Source organism: Sporocytophaga myxococcoides (assembly GCF_000775915.1).
In the GTDB taxonomy this organism is placed as follows: domain Bacteria; phylum Bacteroidota; class Bacteroidia; order Cytophagales; family Cytophagaceae; genus Sporocytophaga; species Sporocytophaga myxococcoides_A.
Genome location: NZ_BBLT01000005.1, coordinates 307,955 through 325,445 on the forward strand (window position 1 = coordinate 307,955; position 17,491 = coordinate 325,445).

Annotated in this window: 15 protein-coding genes; all 15 read left to right on the forward strand. The window is 35.8% G+C overall.

The genetic code is table 11. The features are described 5' to 3' along the window. Positions 1 to 6: 6 nt before the first annotated feature. The 15 genes from MYP_RS13860 to MYP_RS13930 all read left to right on the forward strand — a co-directional run bounded on the left by MYP_RS13860 (position 7) and on the right by MYP_RS13930 (position 17,490). Positions 7 to 408 (forward strand): hypothetical protein, encoded by a 402-nt coding sequence (locus MYP_RS13860; RefSeq protein WP_045464427.1) that lies wholly within the window; start codon positions 7 to 9, stop codon positions 406 to 408. 503 nt (positions 409 to 911) lie between these two features. Further along, complete coding sequence (locus MYP_RS13865) at positions 912 to 1,313, forward strand: hypothetical protein (protein WP_156140599.1); 402 nt, start codon at positions 912 to 914, stop codon at positions 1,311 to 1,313. Positions 1,314 to 1,682: 369 nt separating this feature from the next. Further along, a complete protein-coding gene (locus tag MYP_RS13870; RefSeq protein ID WP_045464431.1) occupies positions 1,683 to 2,954 on the forward strand; it encodes an RHS repeat domain-containing protein in 1,272 nt (423 codons plus the stop codon). 12 nt (positions 2,955 to 2,966) lie between these two features. After that, positions 2,967 to 3,488, forward strand: coding sequence for a hypothetical protein (locus tag MYP_RS13875; protein WP_045464433.1), 522 nt, complete (start codon positions 2,967 to 2,969; stop codon positions 3,486 to 3,488). Positions 3,489 to 4,131: 643 nt separating this feature from the next. Continuing rightward, positions 4,132 to 5,583, forward strand: a complete 1,452-nt coding sequence (locus MYP_RS13880; RefSeq protein WP_045464436.1) for a hypothetical protein — start codon at positions 4,132 to 4,134, stop codon at positions 5,581 to 5,583. 388 nt (positions 5,584 to 5,971) lie between these two features. After that, complete coding sequence (locus tag MYP_RS13885) at positions 5,972 to 8,575, forward strand: beta strand repeat-containing protein (RefSeq protein WP_045464438.1); 2,604 nt, start codon at positions 5,972 to 5,974, stop codon at positions 8,573 to 8,575. A 566-nt stretch (positions 8,576 to 9,141) separates the two neighbouring features. Further along, positions 9,142 to 9,561 carry a prepilin-type N-terminal cleavage/methylation domain-containing protein gene (locus MYP_RS13890; RefSeq protein ID WP_045464440.1) on the forward strand — a complete coding sequence of 140 codons (420 nt, stop codon included), beginning with the start codon at positions 9,142 to 9,144 and terminating at the stop codon, positions 9,559 to 9,561. Positions 9,562 to 9,564: 3 nt separating this feature from the next. Then, on the forward strand, positions 9,565 to 10,077 hold the full coding sequence (locus MYP_RS13895) for a hypothetical protein (protein ID WP_045464442.1): 513 nt from the start codon (positions 9,565 to 9,567) through the stop codon (positions 10,075 to 10,077). A gap of 2 nt (positions 10,078 to 10,079) precedes the next feature. After that, the gene (locus MYP_RS13900) at positions 10,080 to 11,516 is read left to right on the forward strand and encodes a GspE/PulE family protein (RefSeq protein ID WP_045464444.1); all 1,437 of its coding nucleotides are present in this window, start codon (positions 10,080 to 10,082) and stop codon (positions 11,514 to 11,516) included. A 1-nt stretch (position 11,517) separates the two neighbouring features. Beyond that, entirely contained in the window at positions 11,518 to 13,470 is a 1,953-nt protein-coding gene (locus MYP_RS13905) for a secretin and TonB N-terminal domain-containing protein (protein ID WP_081990522.1), read from the forward strand. A gap of 2 nt (positions 13,471 to 13,472) precedes the next feature. Further along, on the forward strand, positions 13,473 to 14,702 hold the full coding sequence (locus MYP_RS13910; RefSeq protein WP_045464446.1) for a hypothetical protein: 1,230 nt from the start codon (positions 13,473 to 13,475) through the stop codon (positions 14,700 to 14,702). Next, positions 14,689 to 15,255, forward strand: a complete 567-nt coding sequence (locus MYP_RS13915; RefSeq protein ID WP_045464448.1) for a hypothetical protein — start codon at positions 14,689 to 14,691, stop codon at positions 15,253 to 15,255. The genes MYP_RS13910 and MYP_RS13915 overlap by 14 nt, the downstream gene beginning before the upstream one ends. Before the next feature lie 4 nt (positions 15,256 to 15,259). Further along, positions 15,260 to 16,174, forward strand: a complete 915-nt coding sequence (locus MYP_RS13920) for a hypothetical protein (protein WP_156140603.1) — start codon at positions 15,260 to 15,262, stop codon at positions 16,172 to 16,174. After that, positions 16,171 to 16,671, forward strand: a complete 501-nt coding sequence (locus MYP_RS13925) for a hypothetical protein (protein WP_045464450.1) — start codon at positions 16,171 to 16,173, stop codon at positions 16,669 to 16,671. Before MYP_RS13920 ends, MYP_RS13925 begins: the two co-directional genes overlap by 4 nt. A 6-nt stretch (positions 16,672 to 16,677) precedes the next feature. After that, positions 16,678 to 17,490, forward strand: a complete 813-nt coding sequence (locus tag MYP_RS13930) for a toxin-antitoxin system YwqK family antitoxin (protein ID WP_156140605.1) — start codon at positions 16,678 to 16,680, stop codon at positions 17,488 to 17,490. Position 17,491: the final 1 nt, after the last annotated feature.

Sequence of the window (17,491 nt, forward strand, 5' to 3'; positions counted from 1 at the left end):
TAAGATATGAATAGAGATAAAAATGTATTACTGAATGTATTAAATGTATTAAAAAGGATATCTGATGAAAATTTTATATCTAATTATTGGGGAAGAGCACGAGAAGGTAATAGCATAGTAATTAGTTGTGCAGAGGCTTTTGAAATACTTGATGATTTTTTTTTCTTTGAAATACTAAAGGAAAATTATGGAAATTGGAAAGAAATTGTAAACAACTTATCTTTCCAGGTTGTGAATGAACTTATAGTCCTTGCAAAACAGATAATTTCGTATGAAAATTATGAGCAAACTGCTGAGTTTTTATTAAAAGATTCAGAATGGAGGGAAATAATGAATACATCAAAAAGAGTTGCTCATATGTTGGAAAAAGAATTAAATGTAGAAAACGATTCAAGTTATCTTATATAAGAATTTAATCAGTTAACCCCTTCTATGGCTAAGTCTGCTCTACGTTCCTGGGTATATCCCCCTTCTGGGTCAAGTCTATTGGTGGGTTTTCTGGCTGAAGTCTTTTGACTTCAGCCTACAAATGAAAGCAAGTCTATTGACTTGCGGTTTTTAAAGCAGACCGTTTAGCTAGCGTGCTGTGCTGTGTGCCGAGAATGAAAAGCGCTATTAAATAAAAGCTTTTCAAAGCTATATAAAAGATGAAGGTAGGCCCTTCGTTGTCGGTTTACAGCGCAGCATGTCCCGATATGTCGGGAAACAGCCAATAAACAACCTGCGGTGCTTCACAGTCAATGGTGAGGTATCGAGCGATCAGGGAAAAGGACCGCCAGCAGGCGGAGCATGTGAGAGTAATAGAGATGAATATAAGTGAACCATTAAAGAATAATAGATATTGAAATAGGCAGTTTGTTAGGCAGCAAAGCCTTCGAGCGCGTCAACAGATAATATGAATTATAATGCAAATGAAAAAAGTAATATTTCTTATTTGTAGTTATGTCCTACTGCCATTGCTAGGCTTTGGCCAGGTGAAAATCATGGTTGGCTCGGAGCACCCAACTGCAAAAGGGGAATTGCAAAATTTTCTAAAGAAAAACGGAGAGCTTTTATTGGTCTATAAGAAGAGGGGAGCAATCATTCTTCAGAAATTTGACTCCAAACTTAATCTTGCCTCTCAGGATATGTATGAAGGATTTGTGGTGCCATTTGAGGTTCAATTATTATGCGAGTTGAATGGTAGATCTTTATTGTTCTATTCCTATTGCTTTGATGAGTTCAAGAAAGACCTGGTACTTGCTTATCGGGAGGTTGATTTTTATAAGGGCAAATTTAAAGGGGAAGAACACCCTGCTAGCGCGCGTTTGTAACGCGTGCAATTTGTGGTAAAGAGGAAATTGGGAAGACTAAGGTTAGATCTCATTAAAGCGTTTTTGCATTTGTATACATGTATTAAATGATAGGAAGATGTTGGAGAAAAGGATAGTTTGTTTTAGATATTGTTGAAATGAATACGAGTGAATAAAAATAGATTTTATTCAGGATTAAAAAGTTCTTTGAAAGATTGAGAGTAAAGATTAAGAAATCAGAAAGACTGTCCTAATAGCAACTGTCGCAATAGCATTCTTAAAAGATTCAACTGCTCGACTTATGCGAACTGGGAAACTGTAAATCCTTCTTTCTACTATGACAAGAGGTTTGAAACAGAGCTGAGAAGGGCGGTAAATGGTAAATTCTATATGAATAACCTTTATGCCAGCGCTCCGACTCAGTCATCTCTGGTAACATTTACCCATAATACCACGCTTGCCACAGTAACTGCGAGTCTGGGTAGTCAGTCGCTGTCTTCCGGTGCAAGTGCTTATGGATTGCCATTGCAGCCTTATAAAGTTTATAAGTCGTGCGCCTCGATCAATAACAACTTTGTTCTGGCAAGGGAAATTGGAAAGAGAAGTTACGAGCTGACAGATCACCTAGGAAACGTAAGGGCCGTATTGTCAGACATGCGTATCTGGAAAGACCTTACTTCAGAGGGTGGTAATGGCGACAATCTCTGCACCAATAATGAAATGCATACGGATGTAAAAGCGTTTACAGATTACTACGCATTTGGTATGCCGATGCCTGGAAGGAACTATACAAGGAGTGGCGGTAAGTATAGGTATGGGTTTAATGGGAAAGAGAAGGATGATGAAATTAAAGGTAGTGGAAATAGTTATGACTTTGGGGCAAGGATTTATGATCCGAGGATAGCTAAATTTTTAAGTACAGATAAGTTTACTGGTAAATTCCCAGCTTTAAGCCCCTATATTTTTGCAGGGAACAATCCTATTTGGGCGATTGATAAAAACGGTGATTCTGCTGTTGTTTTTGGAACAAATGGTAAGTTTTTAAAAATTATTGATAATGGAAAGCCTGGATATGTAGGAGTTTATATGAACCCAAAGTCTGGAGGAGGAAAGGATTTTGTAATATTTAACTTTAATGACCCTGAAGAGGATGTAAAAGCTATTCGTCAAGGAATAATTCTTAATGTTAAATTGGTTGATAAAACTTATATTGATTTGAAAGTAACGAAAAGTCTTCCTAAGGATTTAAATACAATGTCTTATTTAGATAAGTTTTTTTATTTTAAAGATCAGGGTGCTCTTTTACTTGATATTGGTCTTGAATTATGCAGAAGTGAAGATGGCTACAAAAATATATATATAGTAAATAATAAAGGTTATAATGTTGCTGACTTTGGAAATTTCTTGATTGGAAGGGCTGCAGGTAAGGCTAATATTGGCTTATTTATGATGAAAGCAGGGGGATATGTGAATCACCTTTTATACTCAAGGGATCAAGTGAATTCATGCTATGATAACCTCAATACAAACGAAGGCTATTATGATCCTGGTATTTTGGATTCAGATGGAGATCAACAAGCAATAGAGGATGGTTATAATTATCCCAACCCCTCTTCTGAAAAACCGGATCGATCTATCCTTCTTGAAAGACAGGGCTGGTAAATATTCGTTAATATGAAAAAAGCGTTAATTTGGTTATTGGTATTCGCACTTTTGGAAAGTTGCGATAGTAAAAAAAAATACTCAGAAGATATTTTTTTATTAAAAAGAATTGTCGGAGTTCATAAAGATATTAGTATTGGGAATAGGGGGGGGGACAAAATTCTAGAAATGAAAAATGGACCAACCTTTTATTGGACTAAATTACAATTTGACTCAATCACATTTTCGTATAGAATCGAAGATGATCTTGACTCAACGGATTGTCTACTTGTGAAAAGGATTTTAGGATTGCCTATTTATTTTAAAACATCTTCGGTGAAGGATTCATTAGAAAAACGAATTAATTTTATAATTAAAAATACAGGTAAAGCTGGGATTATTGCCTCAAACTGTTTGTCTGAAACTCATTGTTTTTCCTGCAGGTTTTGGTATAAAATTGATAAGGGGATAGCTTTAATTAATGATTCTAAATGCATAGAAAACTTTAAGGTTTTATATCGAGAAGAAAACTGGGTTGTGGTAGAAGCAAAATAGTCAGCTGTTCCCCGTGCAAATCCCACAATCTTTCTCTTTTGGTTAAGTCTATTGGTGGTTTTCTAACTAAAGTCTTTTGACTTCAGTCAGCTAGCGCGGTGTGCCGAGAATGAAAAGCGCTATTAAATAAAAGCTTTTCAAAGCTATATAAAAGACTAGATGGAAGGGATATAATCCATTTAAATAAAGATGGAAGTATAAATAAAGTTGAAAACGATGGCTCTGCAGAAATTAAAATTGTGGAATCGAGTGGTTTGAAATTTAATTTATCTAGTTATTATATTGATAAAGGGCTTATTTATTGGAATAACATCAGCTAGCACGCGGTGTGCCGAGAATGAAAAGCGGCATTAAATAAATGCTTTTCAAAGCTATATAAAAGATGAAGGTAGGCCATTCGTTGGCGGTTTACAGTGCAGTATATCTTAATATGTCGGGAAACGGCCTATAAACAACTCTGCGATGCATAACAGTCATGGTGAGGTGATCGATCAGGGGAAAGGTCCTCCAGCAGGTGGAGCCTGTAAGAGTAAAAGAGATGAACGTAAGTGAACCATCGAAGAATAATAGATATTGAAATAGGCAGTTTGATAGGCAGCAAAGCCTTTGAGCGCGTCAACAAATAATATGAATTATAATGCTAATGAAAAAAGTAATATTTCTTATTTGTAGTTATGTCCTACTGCCATTGCTAGGCTTTGGCCAGGTGAACATTCAGGTTGGTTTAGAACATCCTACACAAAAGGGCGAGTTCCAATATTCCTTTGAGAAAAACGGAGAGCTTCTCTTGGTCTATAAAACGAAAAAGGCAATCATCCTTCAGAAATTTGATTCCAAACTTAATCTTGCCTCTCAGGATATGCATGAAGGATTTGTGGGGCCATTTGAGGTTCAATTATTATGCGAGTTGAATGGTAGATCTTTATTGTTCTATTCCTATTGCTTTGATGAGTTCAAGAAAGACCTGGTACTTGCTTATCGGGAGGTTGATTTTTATAAGGGCAAATTTAAAGGGGAAGAACATCAACTATTCAAGGGTAATTACGTCAGGGCAGAGCTCTTAAGTGAAGGAATATTGCGAATAGGAGGCGATCTCTATGATCAAAACCTGACCCCCATCCCATTACAAAAATCTGCTTCAATAGATAACAGTAAAGGGATATATAAAAGCTCACATTTTAGTAAAACTGGAAATTTTTATGAAGTATACAGGTTTTATAGGGAAGGAGTATCAGAATCAGATGATAATGGTGAATTGATCGAGTTGCAAAAGCAAAATCTGCGTTCGGGTAAGATAACAAAGACCCGATTACTTTTGGATAAAAAAGATGCCCATATAAAAGTGCGAGAGGCCGAAGACGGTTCGGTTTTTATAGGTGGCTTTTATTATGATTCGCCAAAGCATGAATTAACAAGTGTTGTCAGTGGTGTTTTTGGTATCAAGGTAAATGAGAATGGAGTTGTACTTCATAAGTCCTTTTTTCCTATTCCTTTAGAAATCTTAAATCAGAATGAGAAAAAGAATGCAAAAAAGGATAATGAGACTTTACCGGGTATCAAATTCCTGGATCTGGAGCATATATCAATAGATGAGGAAGGGGCGATGACCATTGTCGGAGAGCATCAATATAACACAACTATAGTGATGTCGAGTGGGGCTAGAGGTTCTATTATACATCAAGATGAAATAATTATTGCTAGAATTGATTCCAGTGGTAATCTGTCCTGGATAAAAAAAATACCGAAGATGCAGGATGGATATGGACTACAAGCAGGAGGATTTAAAATTCTGAATGGAAAAGATTCCAAGTATATTCTTTATTTTGATAATGAAAAAAATCTGGAATTGGCTTCGGATCAGGTTCCAGAAAGGCATTATATAGATGAAAATAAAGGTGCTCTTTTTGCATATAAAATTAACAACAGAAGTGGAGAGTCTAAGAAGTTTCAGGTATTTCACTATAAAGATGTTGGAGGGTTAAAGGTCGAAAGGTTTAACATATCAAGAGTTCTGATGTCAGAAGTTGGTACATTTTACATGAAAGCCTATGAAAGTGGTAAGGTAGATCACCTTATCAAAGTTGATTTGGAGTGAAAGTTTGAATCAGGATTATCAGGATTTTAGGATTGACAGGATTAGTGTTCGGATTAAGTCAATGTAATCTATGTTGCTATAATGTATCTGTTGCTAGACCTGAGACAGCCAATAGCCGTCAACTTAGTGAATCATTCCTTTGTCATGTTGAGCTAGCGAAACATCTGAGCTTTTAAAAGAAGATGAAACTTGAGCTATTGGGCAATTGATAACTGAAAGTCCAAATTATTTCGTGACATCAGATCCTTCGCAGGGCTCAGGATGACAAATTAGAAGATCGCTATTAAACAATAAGTGGTTAATTAGTTTGGCAGCGAGAAGTTAAAATCATATAAACAATCAGAAACGATTGAAAAGTAAAAGATTAAAATAATAAACCATTAAGGTTATGAGAGTAAAATTTTTAGTATTAGGTTTTCTACTTTTATTTTGTGTAAGAAAAGGATACAGCCAGTGTAATGTCACAGTAGATAAGACAGACGTATCCTGTAATGGTGGTAATAACGGAAGTGCTTCTGTTAATGTGGCAGGCGGTGCTTCTAATAATTGTGTCACTCCACCGACAACTACTTATACCTGTGCCTCCGGTTGTACTTCTACCATAACAACCAACACAAGCGATGTTACGGTTGGTTCAGGTCAGCAGGTATGTATAACCATGACAGGTTTTAATAAGGGGATTACCATGAATGGCGGAACGCTGATCATTTGTGGAACAGCCACACCGTCATCAGTAACCTTTAACGGAGGTACAATGATCGTTAACGGAACTGCCACTTTTAATTCTGTATCCGTTAACAGTAGTACAGCCGTTCTTACTAATTACGGAACCATCAATGCTACCAACAGTTTTAGCATTGCCGGTACTTTTAATAACCATGGCGTTTGCAATATCACCTCTGGTAATCTTAATGACCAGAGTCCTTCCGGGATAATCAACAATACCAATACGATTACTATATCAAGTGGAGACCTTAATAATAACGGCACTTTTGTCAACTCAGGAACTTTAATAATAAGCGGGGCATGGTATCATAATCCCAGCAGCAGTATGATCAATAACTGCAATATCACTGCAGGTTCAATCCAGTCTGGAGGTTTTATCAATAACAATGGAAAAATAACTATAACAAATGCGTTTGCCCTTAATTCCAATACAGTTACCACACAGCCGGGTAGTCAGGTCATTTGTGGTTCCTTTCAATTTAACAGCGGGAGCATAGTTGCAGCAGGAAGCAATTGCTCTTCGTTCAAAGTAAATGGAAATGCCATTATTAATACAGGGACTTCTGTTACTGGGCCTGTTTCCATTTGTGTAACAGGAGCCACTCAGAACAATTCAGGTCAGACAATTTCTCAGTTAAACTGCTCATGTAATATAGGAAGCTCGACCTGTACTTATAGCTGGTCAAACGGAGCCACAACCAGATCGGTCAGTAACCTGACAGCCGGAACATATACAGTAAATACTACCTGTTCAGGATGTTCAACAGTTGTAAATACAGTAACAATTGGTCAGCCATCCGCTGCACTTGCTGCTACTGCCTCTCAGACAAATGTAGATTGTAATGGTAATTCCGGTAGTATCACCCTGACTGTTTCCGGGGGGACTAGTCCATATACATTTAGCTGGAAAAATGCTTCCAACCAGGTAGTTTCAACTCAACAAAATCCAACAGGACTGGTTGCAGGAAGTTACACTGTAACTATAACAGACAATAAAAATTGCACCAAGCAGTATACTTATACCATTACTCAGGCCGGTTCAGGGCTTACACTTAGTATTCCCACCCCTGCGAGCGTTTGTAAAGGGGGGATTTACGGAGAGATTACACTCAATGTAACTGGTGGTACAGCACCATTTAAATACACCTGGAAAAATGCCCTCAATGTTGTGGTGGACTCCGTACAGAATCCTAAAAACCTTCCTGCAGGAACCTATACTGTATCTGTGAAAGATGCCGGTACCTGTACTTACTTAGCTACTACTACCATTCCACAAGTTTCTTTATCAATCGGAGTTAGTACTACCAATTTAAATTGTTACAATGGAAGTAATGGAGCGATTGGATTAACAGTAACGGGTGGTACAACCCCATATAATTATATCTGGAATAATGGAGCTGAGACAGCCAGTTTATCCAATTTAACAGCAGGTAACTATTCAGTTATAGTTTATGACTCCAAAATGTGTACAGATACTGTAAATGTTACTATTTCATCTCCGGCTCAATTAGTTACAAATACAGTTTCAAGCAACATTCACTCAAGATCAGATTCTGGGAAGGTGTTTTTAACTGTTTTGGGTGGAACACCGGGTTATTCCTATGTATGGAAAGATACGGCAAATGTGCAGATTGCAACAACACAAAATCTGATTGGCGTAAAGCAGGGTATTTATACGGTAACAATCACAGATTCAAAGGGATGTGTTGTAAGGACAAGTGGAACGGTAGAAAGCAGCATTGATGGCCTGCCTACAGCTCAGATATTCTCAGTAGTTAATATTAACGGTCAGTCAGTACAATATGATTTGGACGAAGCATATGTAGGAGCCGGACTGTTCCGAGATGTTGCCGGAGACTCTGTCAATTATATTGAAAGACAGGGGAGCAGATGGTTTGTATATGGGGATTCACTTGTCTCTGATAATTATCTTACCATTGAGTTACTGAAAAAGTTTAGCGCAGCACCTGATAGCCTTGCTATAGAAGCAATGTTTCATAAAGGGTCCTATAGTTTTGGAAACAGTTATAGTCAGGTGGACGGGGTAGAGATAAGTTATTTCGATGGAATAACACTTTGGACGACACAGGGAAACCAGGATGGAAGTTATTTTGAAATAGAGGGTCTTGTTACAGATACTGAATATTTTAATACTGGCGGAGTAAAGAAATCGACAGGTAAATTTTCCTGCACACTTTATGATTCTGCGGGTAATAGTATGAGTATTTCAGATGCAACATTCAGCGGCTTTATGTGCAGACACTAAATTTTTAATTTGTAAACTATAAAATTCAGGTTAACATTTCAGAAACAAAATTTCTTAAAAAGCTTTAGTTATCCTTCTTATCGGGTGCGGTAAGAAGGGTAATTTATTTCCTCAAATCCTTCCTGAAATGTTATGGAGGTAAAAAGCACTTTATAAAGCTCTCACAGTGAATCGGCCAATTCAGTCAAATGCAGAGTTAATAATTAATGAGCGCCTTTTAAAGGGCCATGAATTGTAGTAAAATCCTTATAGTTAGGTAAATAAAAAAGGAATTTATTATGGTCTTATGGTTATTTATATTTGAAAAAGTCTAAATTTTGTCACAGGATATTGTAATATTTTGCTTCATCAATTTAGATCGTAAATAAATTTTTCTGTTATAAGTTTGAAGATACATCTAAGGAAATTGGATTTTCTTTAAGTATAGATTAATAAAAAATAATCTAAAGAACAATTTTTTTATCAAGTATATATTTTTCGCCTTTGCTTGTAATTTTCTTGCCTTCGTTAAATTCTAAGGATAAAATTAAGTAAATTAGATTCCAATTTTTCAGAAATCAGTTTTTATGAAGAAACGTCTTTTAAATTCAAAAGTAGCTGCTTTTACTCTTACAGAAGTACTTGTTGTGCTCGTTATTGTTGGTATTCTTGTTTTGCTGGCATTGCCCAATCTATTACCGCTTATCACCAAAGCCAAAAGCACAGAAGCGAAAATTCAGCTGGAACATGTGTATACATTGCAAAAAACATATTTTTATGAAAAGTCCAAGTATTCCAATGACCTTACTGCTATTGGTTTTATTCAGGAAAAGCTTGTTGATGAATCAGAAAACGGTCAGGCAAATTATAGGATAGAAATAACAGATGCTTCTCCTACTACATTTGTTGCTAAGGCTAAATCTGTAGTTGATTTTGATGGGGATGGAGTATTTAATGAGTGGGAAATCGATCAGGATAAAAATCTGAGAGAAACTGTGCAGGATTAATGTATGCAACAGGTTCTGTTTGTAATAATAATGGTTGTTGTACTGTCTTTTATATTTTTTCAGGATCTGAAAGATAGGGCGGTAAGCTGGTACTTTTTTCCACTGTTGTTTTTATTGGCAGGTTTGATTAGGTTTCAGAAGAGCGATCTGATGAGTTTTCTTTTGGATTGCGGATTAAATATGCTCTTCGTTATAGTTCAGTTGGCAATGGTATGGGGATATTTTTCAGTTAAAAACGGAAAATTTATAAATATAACGAAGAATTATTTGGGGATAGGAGATATTTTGTTTCTGTGCTCCATCACGCCATTATTCAGTCCTGTTGTTTTTGTAATGTTCTATGTGGTAAGTCTTCTGGTAATTGTAACCGGTGCTATCGTTATTCGCTTAATAACGATAACAAAGAACGATTCAATTCCGCTTGCTGGACTCCAGTCTGCCTTGCTGTTGCCGATCATTGTCGTTGATATTTTCTATACATCCATCAATGAACTTATTCTCACAATCCTGTCCTAAAAATGAATAATGAAGAATTGATAGCGACAATAAAGGCTGAGTTATTGCAAATCCTTTCTCCGGATCAGGCATGGCAATATAGAATTGTTCCTAAACATGAAGATGCTCAAAAGGTAAGCTTTCTTATTGATGAAAGTACTTTTGATCCGATGATCGCAGAAGAGCTTGAGGTTTTACTAGGTAAAAATGTTCTGCTTGAAAAAATGGCAACAGAGGTAATTCAGAAGGCCCTTAGCAGGTATTATCTAAGAAATAGCCAGGATAGCCGGAAGAAAAGTCAGGCGTATACTGGTACCTCTGAAGACTTTCTGTCAAATTTAATTGCTGAAGCTAAAAGTTTAAAAAGCAGCGATATCCATATCGAGATCTATGACGAGCGTTGCCGCGTCAGGATAAGGATAGATGGAATGCTTGTGGAAAGGTATATTCTTGAAAAGAATGATTATCCTTCTATGATTAATAAGATCAAGATTATGTCTAACCTTGATATTGCTGAGAAACGACTACCGCAGGATGGCCGGATCTTCTTTAATCACAGAGGAAATAAGTTTGATATTCGTGTTTCAGTCCTGCCAACATTGCATGGGGAAAAAGTTGTATTAAGGCTTTTAAGTAATGATGCAACGAATATTGATATTACCAGACTAGGATTTTCGGAATATGATTTAAAAAGTTATCTCGAAGGAGCCAAACGCCCTCATGGGATGTTGCTTATAAGTGGTCCTACAGGTAGCGGAAAGACTACGACATTATATGCCACTTTGAAATTGCTGAACAAGGAAACACGAAATATTCTGACAATAGAAGACCCCATTGAATACACGCTAGAAGGTATAAACCAGGTTCAGTTGAAAGAAAGTATCGGCTTAAATTTTGGCAGTGCTTTGAGGACCTTTCTAAGACAAGATCCTGACGTAATTATGGTCGGGGAGATCAGGGATCCTGATACAGCCTCCATGGCAATAAGGGCATCATTAACAGGACACCTTGTTTTATCTACCATACATACCAATTCGGCTTGGGGCACTATCTCACGTTTGATTGACATGGGGATTCCTTCTTTTCTTGTAGCCAATACATTAAATACAACTGTGGCACAAAGACTCGTGAGGACGCTTTGTACACATTGCAAAGACGAAGTTGCTTTTGATTCCGTACTCTATCCCAGGCAGTTTAAAGCTTATAGAACAGTGACAAGACATTTTGTGCCTAAGGGGTGTGATCATTGCTTTTACACTGGCTATAAAGGTCGTAAAGCTGTATATGAGGTGATACCTATAGACTATGAACTTGCAGAGAGAATTAAGGGAGGCGTTTTTGATGTTTCAGCAGAACTTAAAGAAAGAAATATAAAAACATTGTCAGAAAATGCTTTCGAACTTTTTGAAGAAGGTTTAACATCATTAGAAGAGATTTATCCACTATTAGTTAATTTTTAAAGTGAAAACAAAGGTATTTTATTTTTATTTGATTTTGTTCCTTTGGGCTGGAAGTGCCTGGGCTCAGCAAGACAGGTATGCAGAACTTGAACAACGATTAAGAGATCTTGCTGATCTAAGTCCTGGTCTTAAGGAAACTGTTGATTTTTCTGTTTCCGGAGCTTCTATTCAGGAGTTTCTGAGAGGAATAGCAGAGTCACACAACCTCAATATAAGTGTAGATCCGACACTGAATATTCGTGTGTACAACAACTTTAATAATGAAAAGGTATACAACATTCTCCTTTTTCTGGCCAAAGAACATGAACTGGATGTCCAGTTTGTTGGTTCGATTATGTCATTTAAAAAATATAATCCCCCTCCTGTAGTGCAGGCTGCAGCTCCTCCAAGAGAAATAATTGTCAAGTATAACAGCTATACCAATCTTCTAAGTCTTGACCTTAAAAATGACACTTTAGATAAAGTTGCAAAAAAGATAACACAAACAACCAAAAAAAATGTGATCCTTTCATCTGGTTTAACAGGCAAATTGGTGAGTGCCTATATTGAAGATATGCCTTTTGAAAATGCTATTCAAAAAATGGCTTACGCGAATAGTCTGAAGATATTCAAGACTGATGATGAGTTTTATGTTATAAAGACAATTGAAGAAGGTGAAGATCTCTTGTCCTCAAGTGATCCTAAAAACAAGAAAAAAAATACTTATCAAAAACCTCAAAGTCAGAATAAAGCCAATACACAGCAGGGAAATGCTTCAGCATCCAGTTTATTTGTGGATGTAAATGAAGATTCGCTCGGGCGAAAAACGATTTCCCTTGAGGCTGTAAATGCCCCTATTGCGGATGTTGTTAAGGCTGTTACAGAAGAAATGGGGATCAGTTACTTTTTGTTTTCAGACATTAAAGGTAATGCCACAACCAGCGTCAATAATGTAAGGTTTGATGATTTCCTAAGCAGGCTGCTTCAGGGTACGGATTATACATATAAGATTGACAATAAAATTTATATGATAGGTGATCGAAAGCTTGAAGGTTTGCGAGCCAATAAAGTCATTCAATTTCAATATCGTTCGCTTGATGCAGTTCAGGAGATTATTCCTGCAGAGTTAAAAAAGGGAGTAGAAATAAAAGAATTTAAAGAATTAAACAGCATTCTGCTATCAGGAAGTTTACCTCAGATATTCGAAATAGAAGCCTTCGTAAGGCAACTGGATAAAGTGGTACCGATGGTGATGATTGAAGTAATCCTTATGGATGTGAGAAAAGGGAGGAAGGTCGAAACTGGCATTTCAGCAGGTATTTCGGATACCGTGAAGACTGGAGGCTCAATATTTCCAGGTCTTAAGTTTAATTTCGGGTCCAAATCCATTAATGAATTTTTAGGATGGTTGGGTACTAACAATGTTTTTAATATTGGAAAAGTTACGCCACAGTTTTATATAGGATTAACGGCACTTGAAAGCAATGATAATGTCAATGTCCGATCTACTCCAAAGTTATCAACACTTAATGGACATGATGCAAATCTGAGTATAGGTACAACCAGGTATTATGCTTTGAAAACTCAGAATGTTGTAGGTAGCCTAACGCCCACGAATATTACAACAGAAACCTATAATGCTGTTCAGGCAAATCTATCAATCAATATAAAACCAATAGTTTCCGGGGATGATCAGGTGACTTTAAATATTGATGTAAGTATCACAGACTTTATAGGAGAAGCGCCTTCAGGTCCTCCTCCGTCATCAACAAGTCAATTTAAGTCAATTGTAAGAGTCCGAAATGAAGAAATGGTTGTCCTTGGAGGGTTAGAAAGAAGTGAGACCTCGGAAAGAGGATCTGGAGTGCCGATTTTATCTAGAATTCCGATTATCAAATGGCTTTTTAGCAGTAGATCCAGATCTAAAAGTAAAATGATTTCTGTTGTTTTTATTAAGCCTACAATTATATATTAATCATGCTTAAACAGCTGGGACAAATATTTTCAAGACAAAAGAAAGTTGCAGGCATTGAGGTTATTTCTTCAAGTGAGGGGAAATATATGTTCAACTGTGTGTTACTTTCAGTAAAGAATAATATTGCTCAGATCGAATTAAAAGAAAAAGAAGTAGATGATTTTGAAAAACTGAAATTGTTTATACCTCAGGATATTCCTTTGTTCTTAACATTAACCGGACGAGGAATTTTGCATAAAAACGTTAAAGACGAATATTCGGATGATACTCAGATCTTCAATCAGATATTTCCAAATGCAAAGTTAACGGATTACTATATACAAAAGACAGCAGCGGCAGCCAACCATCTATATATATCCTTAACAAGGAAACAATTGGTAGATTCTTTATTACAGAAATTTAAAGAACAGAATTATTTTGTTACAAGTATGAGTCTGGGCCCATTTCCTGTGGCGGACTTGTTTCAGTTGTTATCAATTGAAGTTCCTTCTTTGTCATTCGGACATCATGAATTGGTTTTTAATAAAAATCAAATTAATGTCTATAGAACTAAAGAGGAATCGAATAATGCTTTGATAAAGGCAGGGGATGAAATGGTTTCGGGAGATTTGTTAATTGCTTATGCATCGGCATTTCTTGGAATTATAGATTCAGATAGAGTACGTGTTAGTATAGAACAGGTAGATGTTCAAAAAGAAGAATTTCAGCAAAAGCGTAAGTTTAAACTGTTATCAATTTCTTTATTGACTTTTTTTCTTTCAATACTTTTAATCAATACTCTTTTGCTTACTAATTATAAGCAGGAAAATGAAAAGCTAGCAATAAAACTAAGTAAGCTTAATGATCTTTCTTCAAATCTTGAAGTTGATGAAAAGGAGCTTCAGCAAAAGGAGTTATTTCTAACTGAAGCAGGCTGGCTTGTTTCGTCAAAGTTTTCTTTTTATTCGGATCAGATTGCTGTATTGTTACCTCCTTCAATAACGTTGACCAAGTTGGCGATGAATCCTTATAATCAAAAAGAAAGTAGGATTCAGCGTAAAGAGGTTTTTGAAAATGGAGCTATACGTATTGATGGTTATTGTGTAAGGCCAACTGAACTGAATTCCTGGGTCAAAATATTGAAAGATCAACATTGGGTGAAGGAAGTAAATGTGGAAGATTATTCATTTGATCATAAAACCAGATCAGGGAATTTTATACTGCAAATTCTGATTAATGATGAACTGGAATAACTTATCATATAAAGTTAAAAACAAATATTTGATTGCAGGTGGAGCCTTTTTCCTGGTCATTGCCTATTTACTTGCTTTTAATAAAACTGTAGAGCTTTATTTATTTAGTAAAGACCAGAAAGCAAAATTGATACATGCAAAAGAAGCCCCTGAGAAAAGAAGGCTAATGGAAATTAAATCCAATGCACTAAAGGAAAAGTTATCTTCCTATTTTGCAGATTCACTTAAAGACCAGGGGCATCTTTTAGAAGTAGTTTCAATTTTTTGTTCAAAGAATAATTTGCTATTACAAGAACTGCCAAATGAAGAATTCTATGAAGATAAAGAATTTATCATAGGAACTACAAAAATCAAAGTAGAAGGACATTTTACAGATCTGCTGAAATTACTTTATTTACTGGAGCAAAAGGAAGCTGTGGGAAGGGTATCATCTAGCAGTTTTGATATGATATACGATAATAAAAGAAAAAAGAAAGTACTTGTACTTACGATGTATATTCAGACACTTAAAATAAAACTGAAAAATAACAAAAAAGATGATGCGAAAATTTAATTTTTTGAATTTACTTTTTTGGAGCCTGATTGCTCTGACTTCTTGCACAGAAATTTTTGAGAAGGACATTGAAAAGGAAGAGATCACCATTTATACTCCTAATGGAAAAGATTCTATAAATTATTCTCAAACCTTCTGGTGGAGTCAGGTTGACTTTGCAACAGATTATCAATTAACTGTTGTTTCTCCAAGTTTTACTGCTCCTGAAAAGATGTTACTTGATACAATCGTTAAGAATAACAGATTTGCATATTACCTGGGGCCTGGTAAGTTTGAATGGCAGGTTAGAGCTATGAACGGAGGCTACAAGACAAAATACTTTGGGAGTAAGTTTAAGATTGATACAACAGAGATCTCTTTGCAAACTGTAAATCTGAAACTACCAGTAAATTCTAAAGTACTGGCAGAAGGTTTGATTGAATTTGAATGGTCAAGGTTGTTAGGTGCAAAGGGATACCAGTTCCAACTAGACTCAAGCCAATCATACAGATTACCAATTGTCAATGACTTCAGAACATCTACAACCTATAGCTATAATCTGGCTGTTCCAGACACTTATTTTTGGAGAGTCAGGGCATACAATGAAAAGAAAGATACTACAGACTGGACAGAGTTTAAGTTCACTCTTGATAACAGTATACCATTAAAGGTAGCTTTATTAAGTCCGTTGCAAAGTGCTTCAAATCAGGGGCAGTCAGGCACTTTAAAATGGAATGATTTGGGATCAGGTTATAGATATACAGTTTATATACAAGTTGGATCTGGTCAAGGAATTGAATATCCGAATCAATCATCTGCTTCTTATAATTATTCTTCAATTAGTAAAGGACAAGAGGTTAAATGGAAAGTAAAAGCAGTAAGTGCTGCAGGTATAGAAGGCCCATACAGTGATTTGTGGTCATTTACAATTCAACCATGAAAAACAAAAAAATGACCTATATTCTGCTCGCCGGAGTTGTTGTTGTCTGGGGCCTTATTTTTGTAAGGATCTATAGCTCCTTGTTTTCTGATTCAAAGGAAATTACCTCATCCAAGCCTGTAATCAAGGGAAATCAGAATATTTTCAAAAAAGATACATTTGTTCTGGTTGCCAAATACAGAGATCCTTTTCTAGGTGGAATGCATAATCCGTCAAGTTATGTCGCATTAAAGGATCCGGGTAAAAAAAATAACATCAAACCTGTTGTTGTGAAAACTAAAGAGCCAGAGGTGCAGATAGATTGGACTGTTATAAGTTATATTGGATTAATAAAAAATACTGGAAGTAACAAACATGTCTCTTTGATGAACATAAATGGCAATGAATATCTCATGGAAGAAGGAGTTGAGAAAGAGGGGGTCAAATTAATGAGGAATTGTAAAGATTCTGTAAAGGTAGTTTTTTGTGGTAAAGAGAAGTTTATTAAAAGAAATTAATTTTTTATGAAAAGATTATATTTTCTTATTTTATTAAGTATTCCATTATCTGTTATGGGACAAAGAAAGATTGATTTACATATCCCAAACAGGGTTATTGTAAACTTTCTTGATCATGTTGTATATGCTGAAATAGTTGAAGGGAAACCTCTAATCAAAGTGACTGATGAATATTTTTATTATTGGTATAACGCTAATGATATAAAAAAAACCAGAGGTGGTTTCGAAGGAAAATTATTACATGGCCTATATAGCGATTTTTATATGAATAAAAATCTTAGAGAAAAGGGGATGTTCAGATTTGGGCGAAAAGAAGGATTGTGGAAGAGCTGGCATATCAATGGTGAACTTAAGGAAGTTTATCATTGGAAAAAAGGAAAGCTTCATGGTGAATTTTTTGTATTTGACGAATCGGGGAAATTATTGCAAAAGGGCTCTTACAAAGACAATTTGTTTAATGGTAAAAGATATACATATGAGTCTTCGGGAAATGTGAAGGTAGAAAAGTACGTAAAAGGTGAGCTCAAAGTAAAAAAGGAGAAGCAGAGTAAAGGATTTAAGTTAAGACTATGGAGAAAATATAAAAAGAAACAAACTACAATACCTCAATCTTCCGAAGATTCGCTTATGCAAAAGTCTCCTTTACCAAGTACTGAGATACCGAAGGGACATGATCTGAAAAATTCAAAGAAAGAGAAGAAAAAATCCAAAAATCAAAAAGCAGAAACTAAGCCCCAAAAAAAGAAAAAAGAACCAAAGGTTAGGATTCGAAAAATGAAGAAAATAGTTCCAGCTGAAACTGAAGAAAAACAAACGTGAT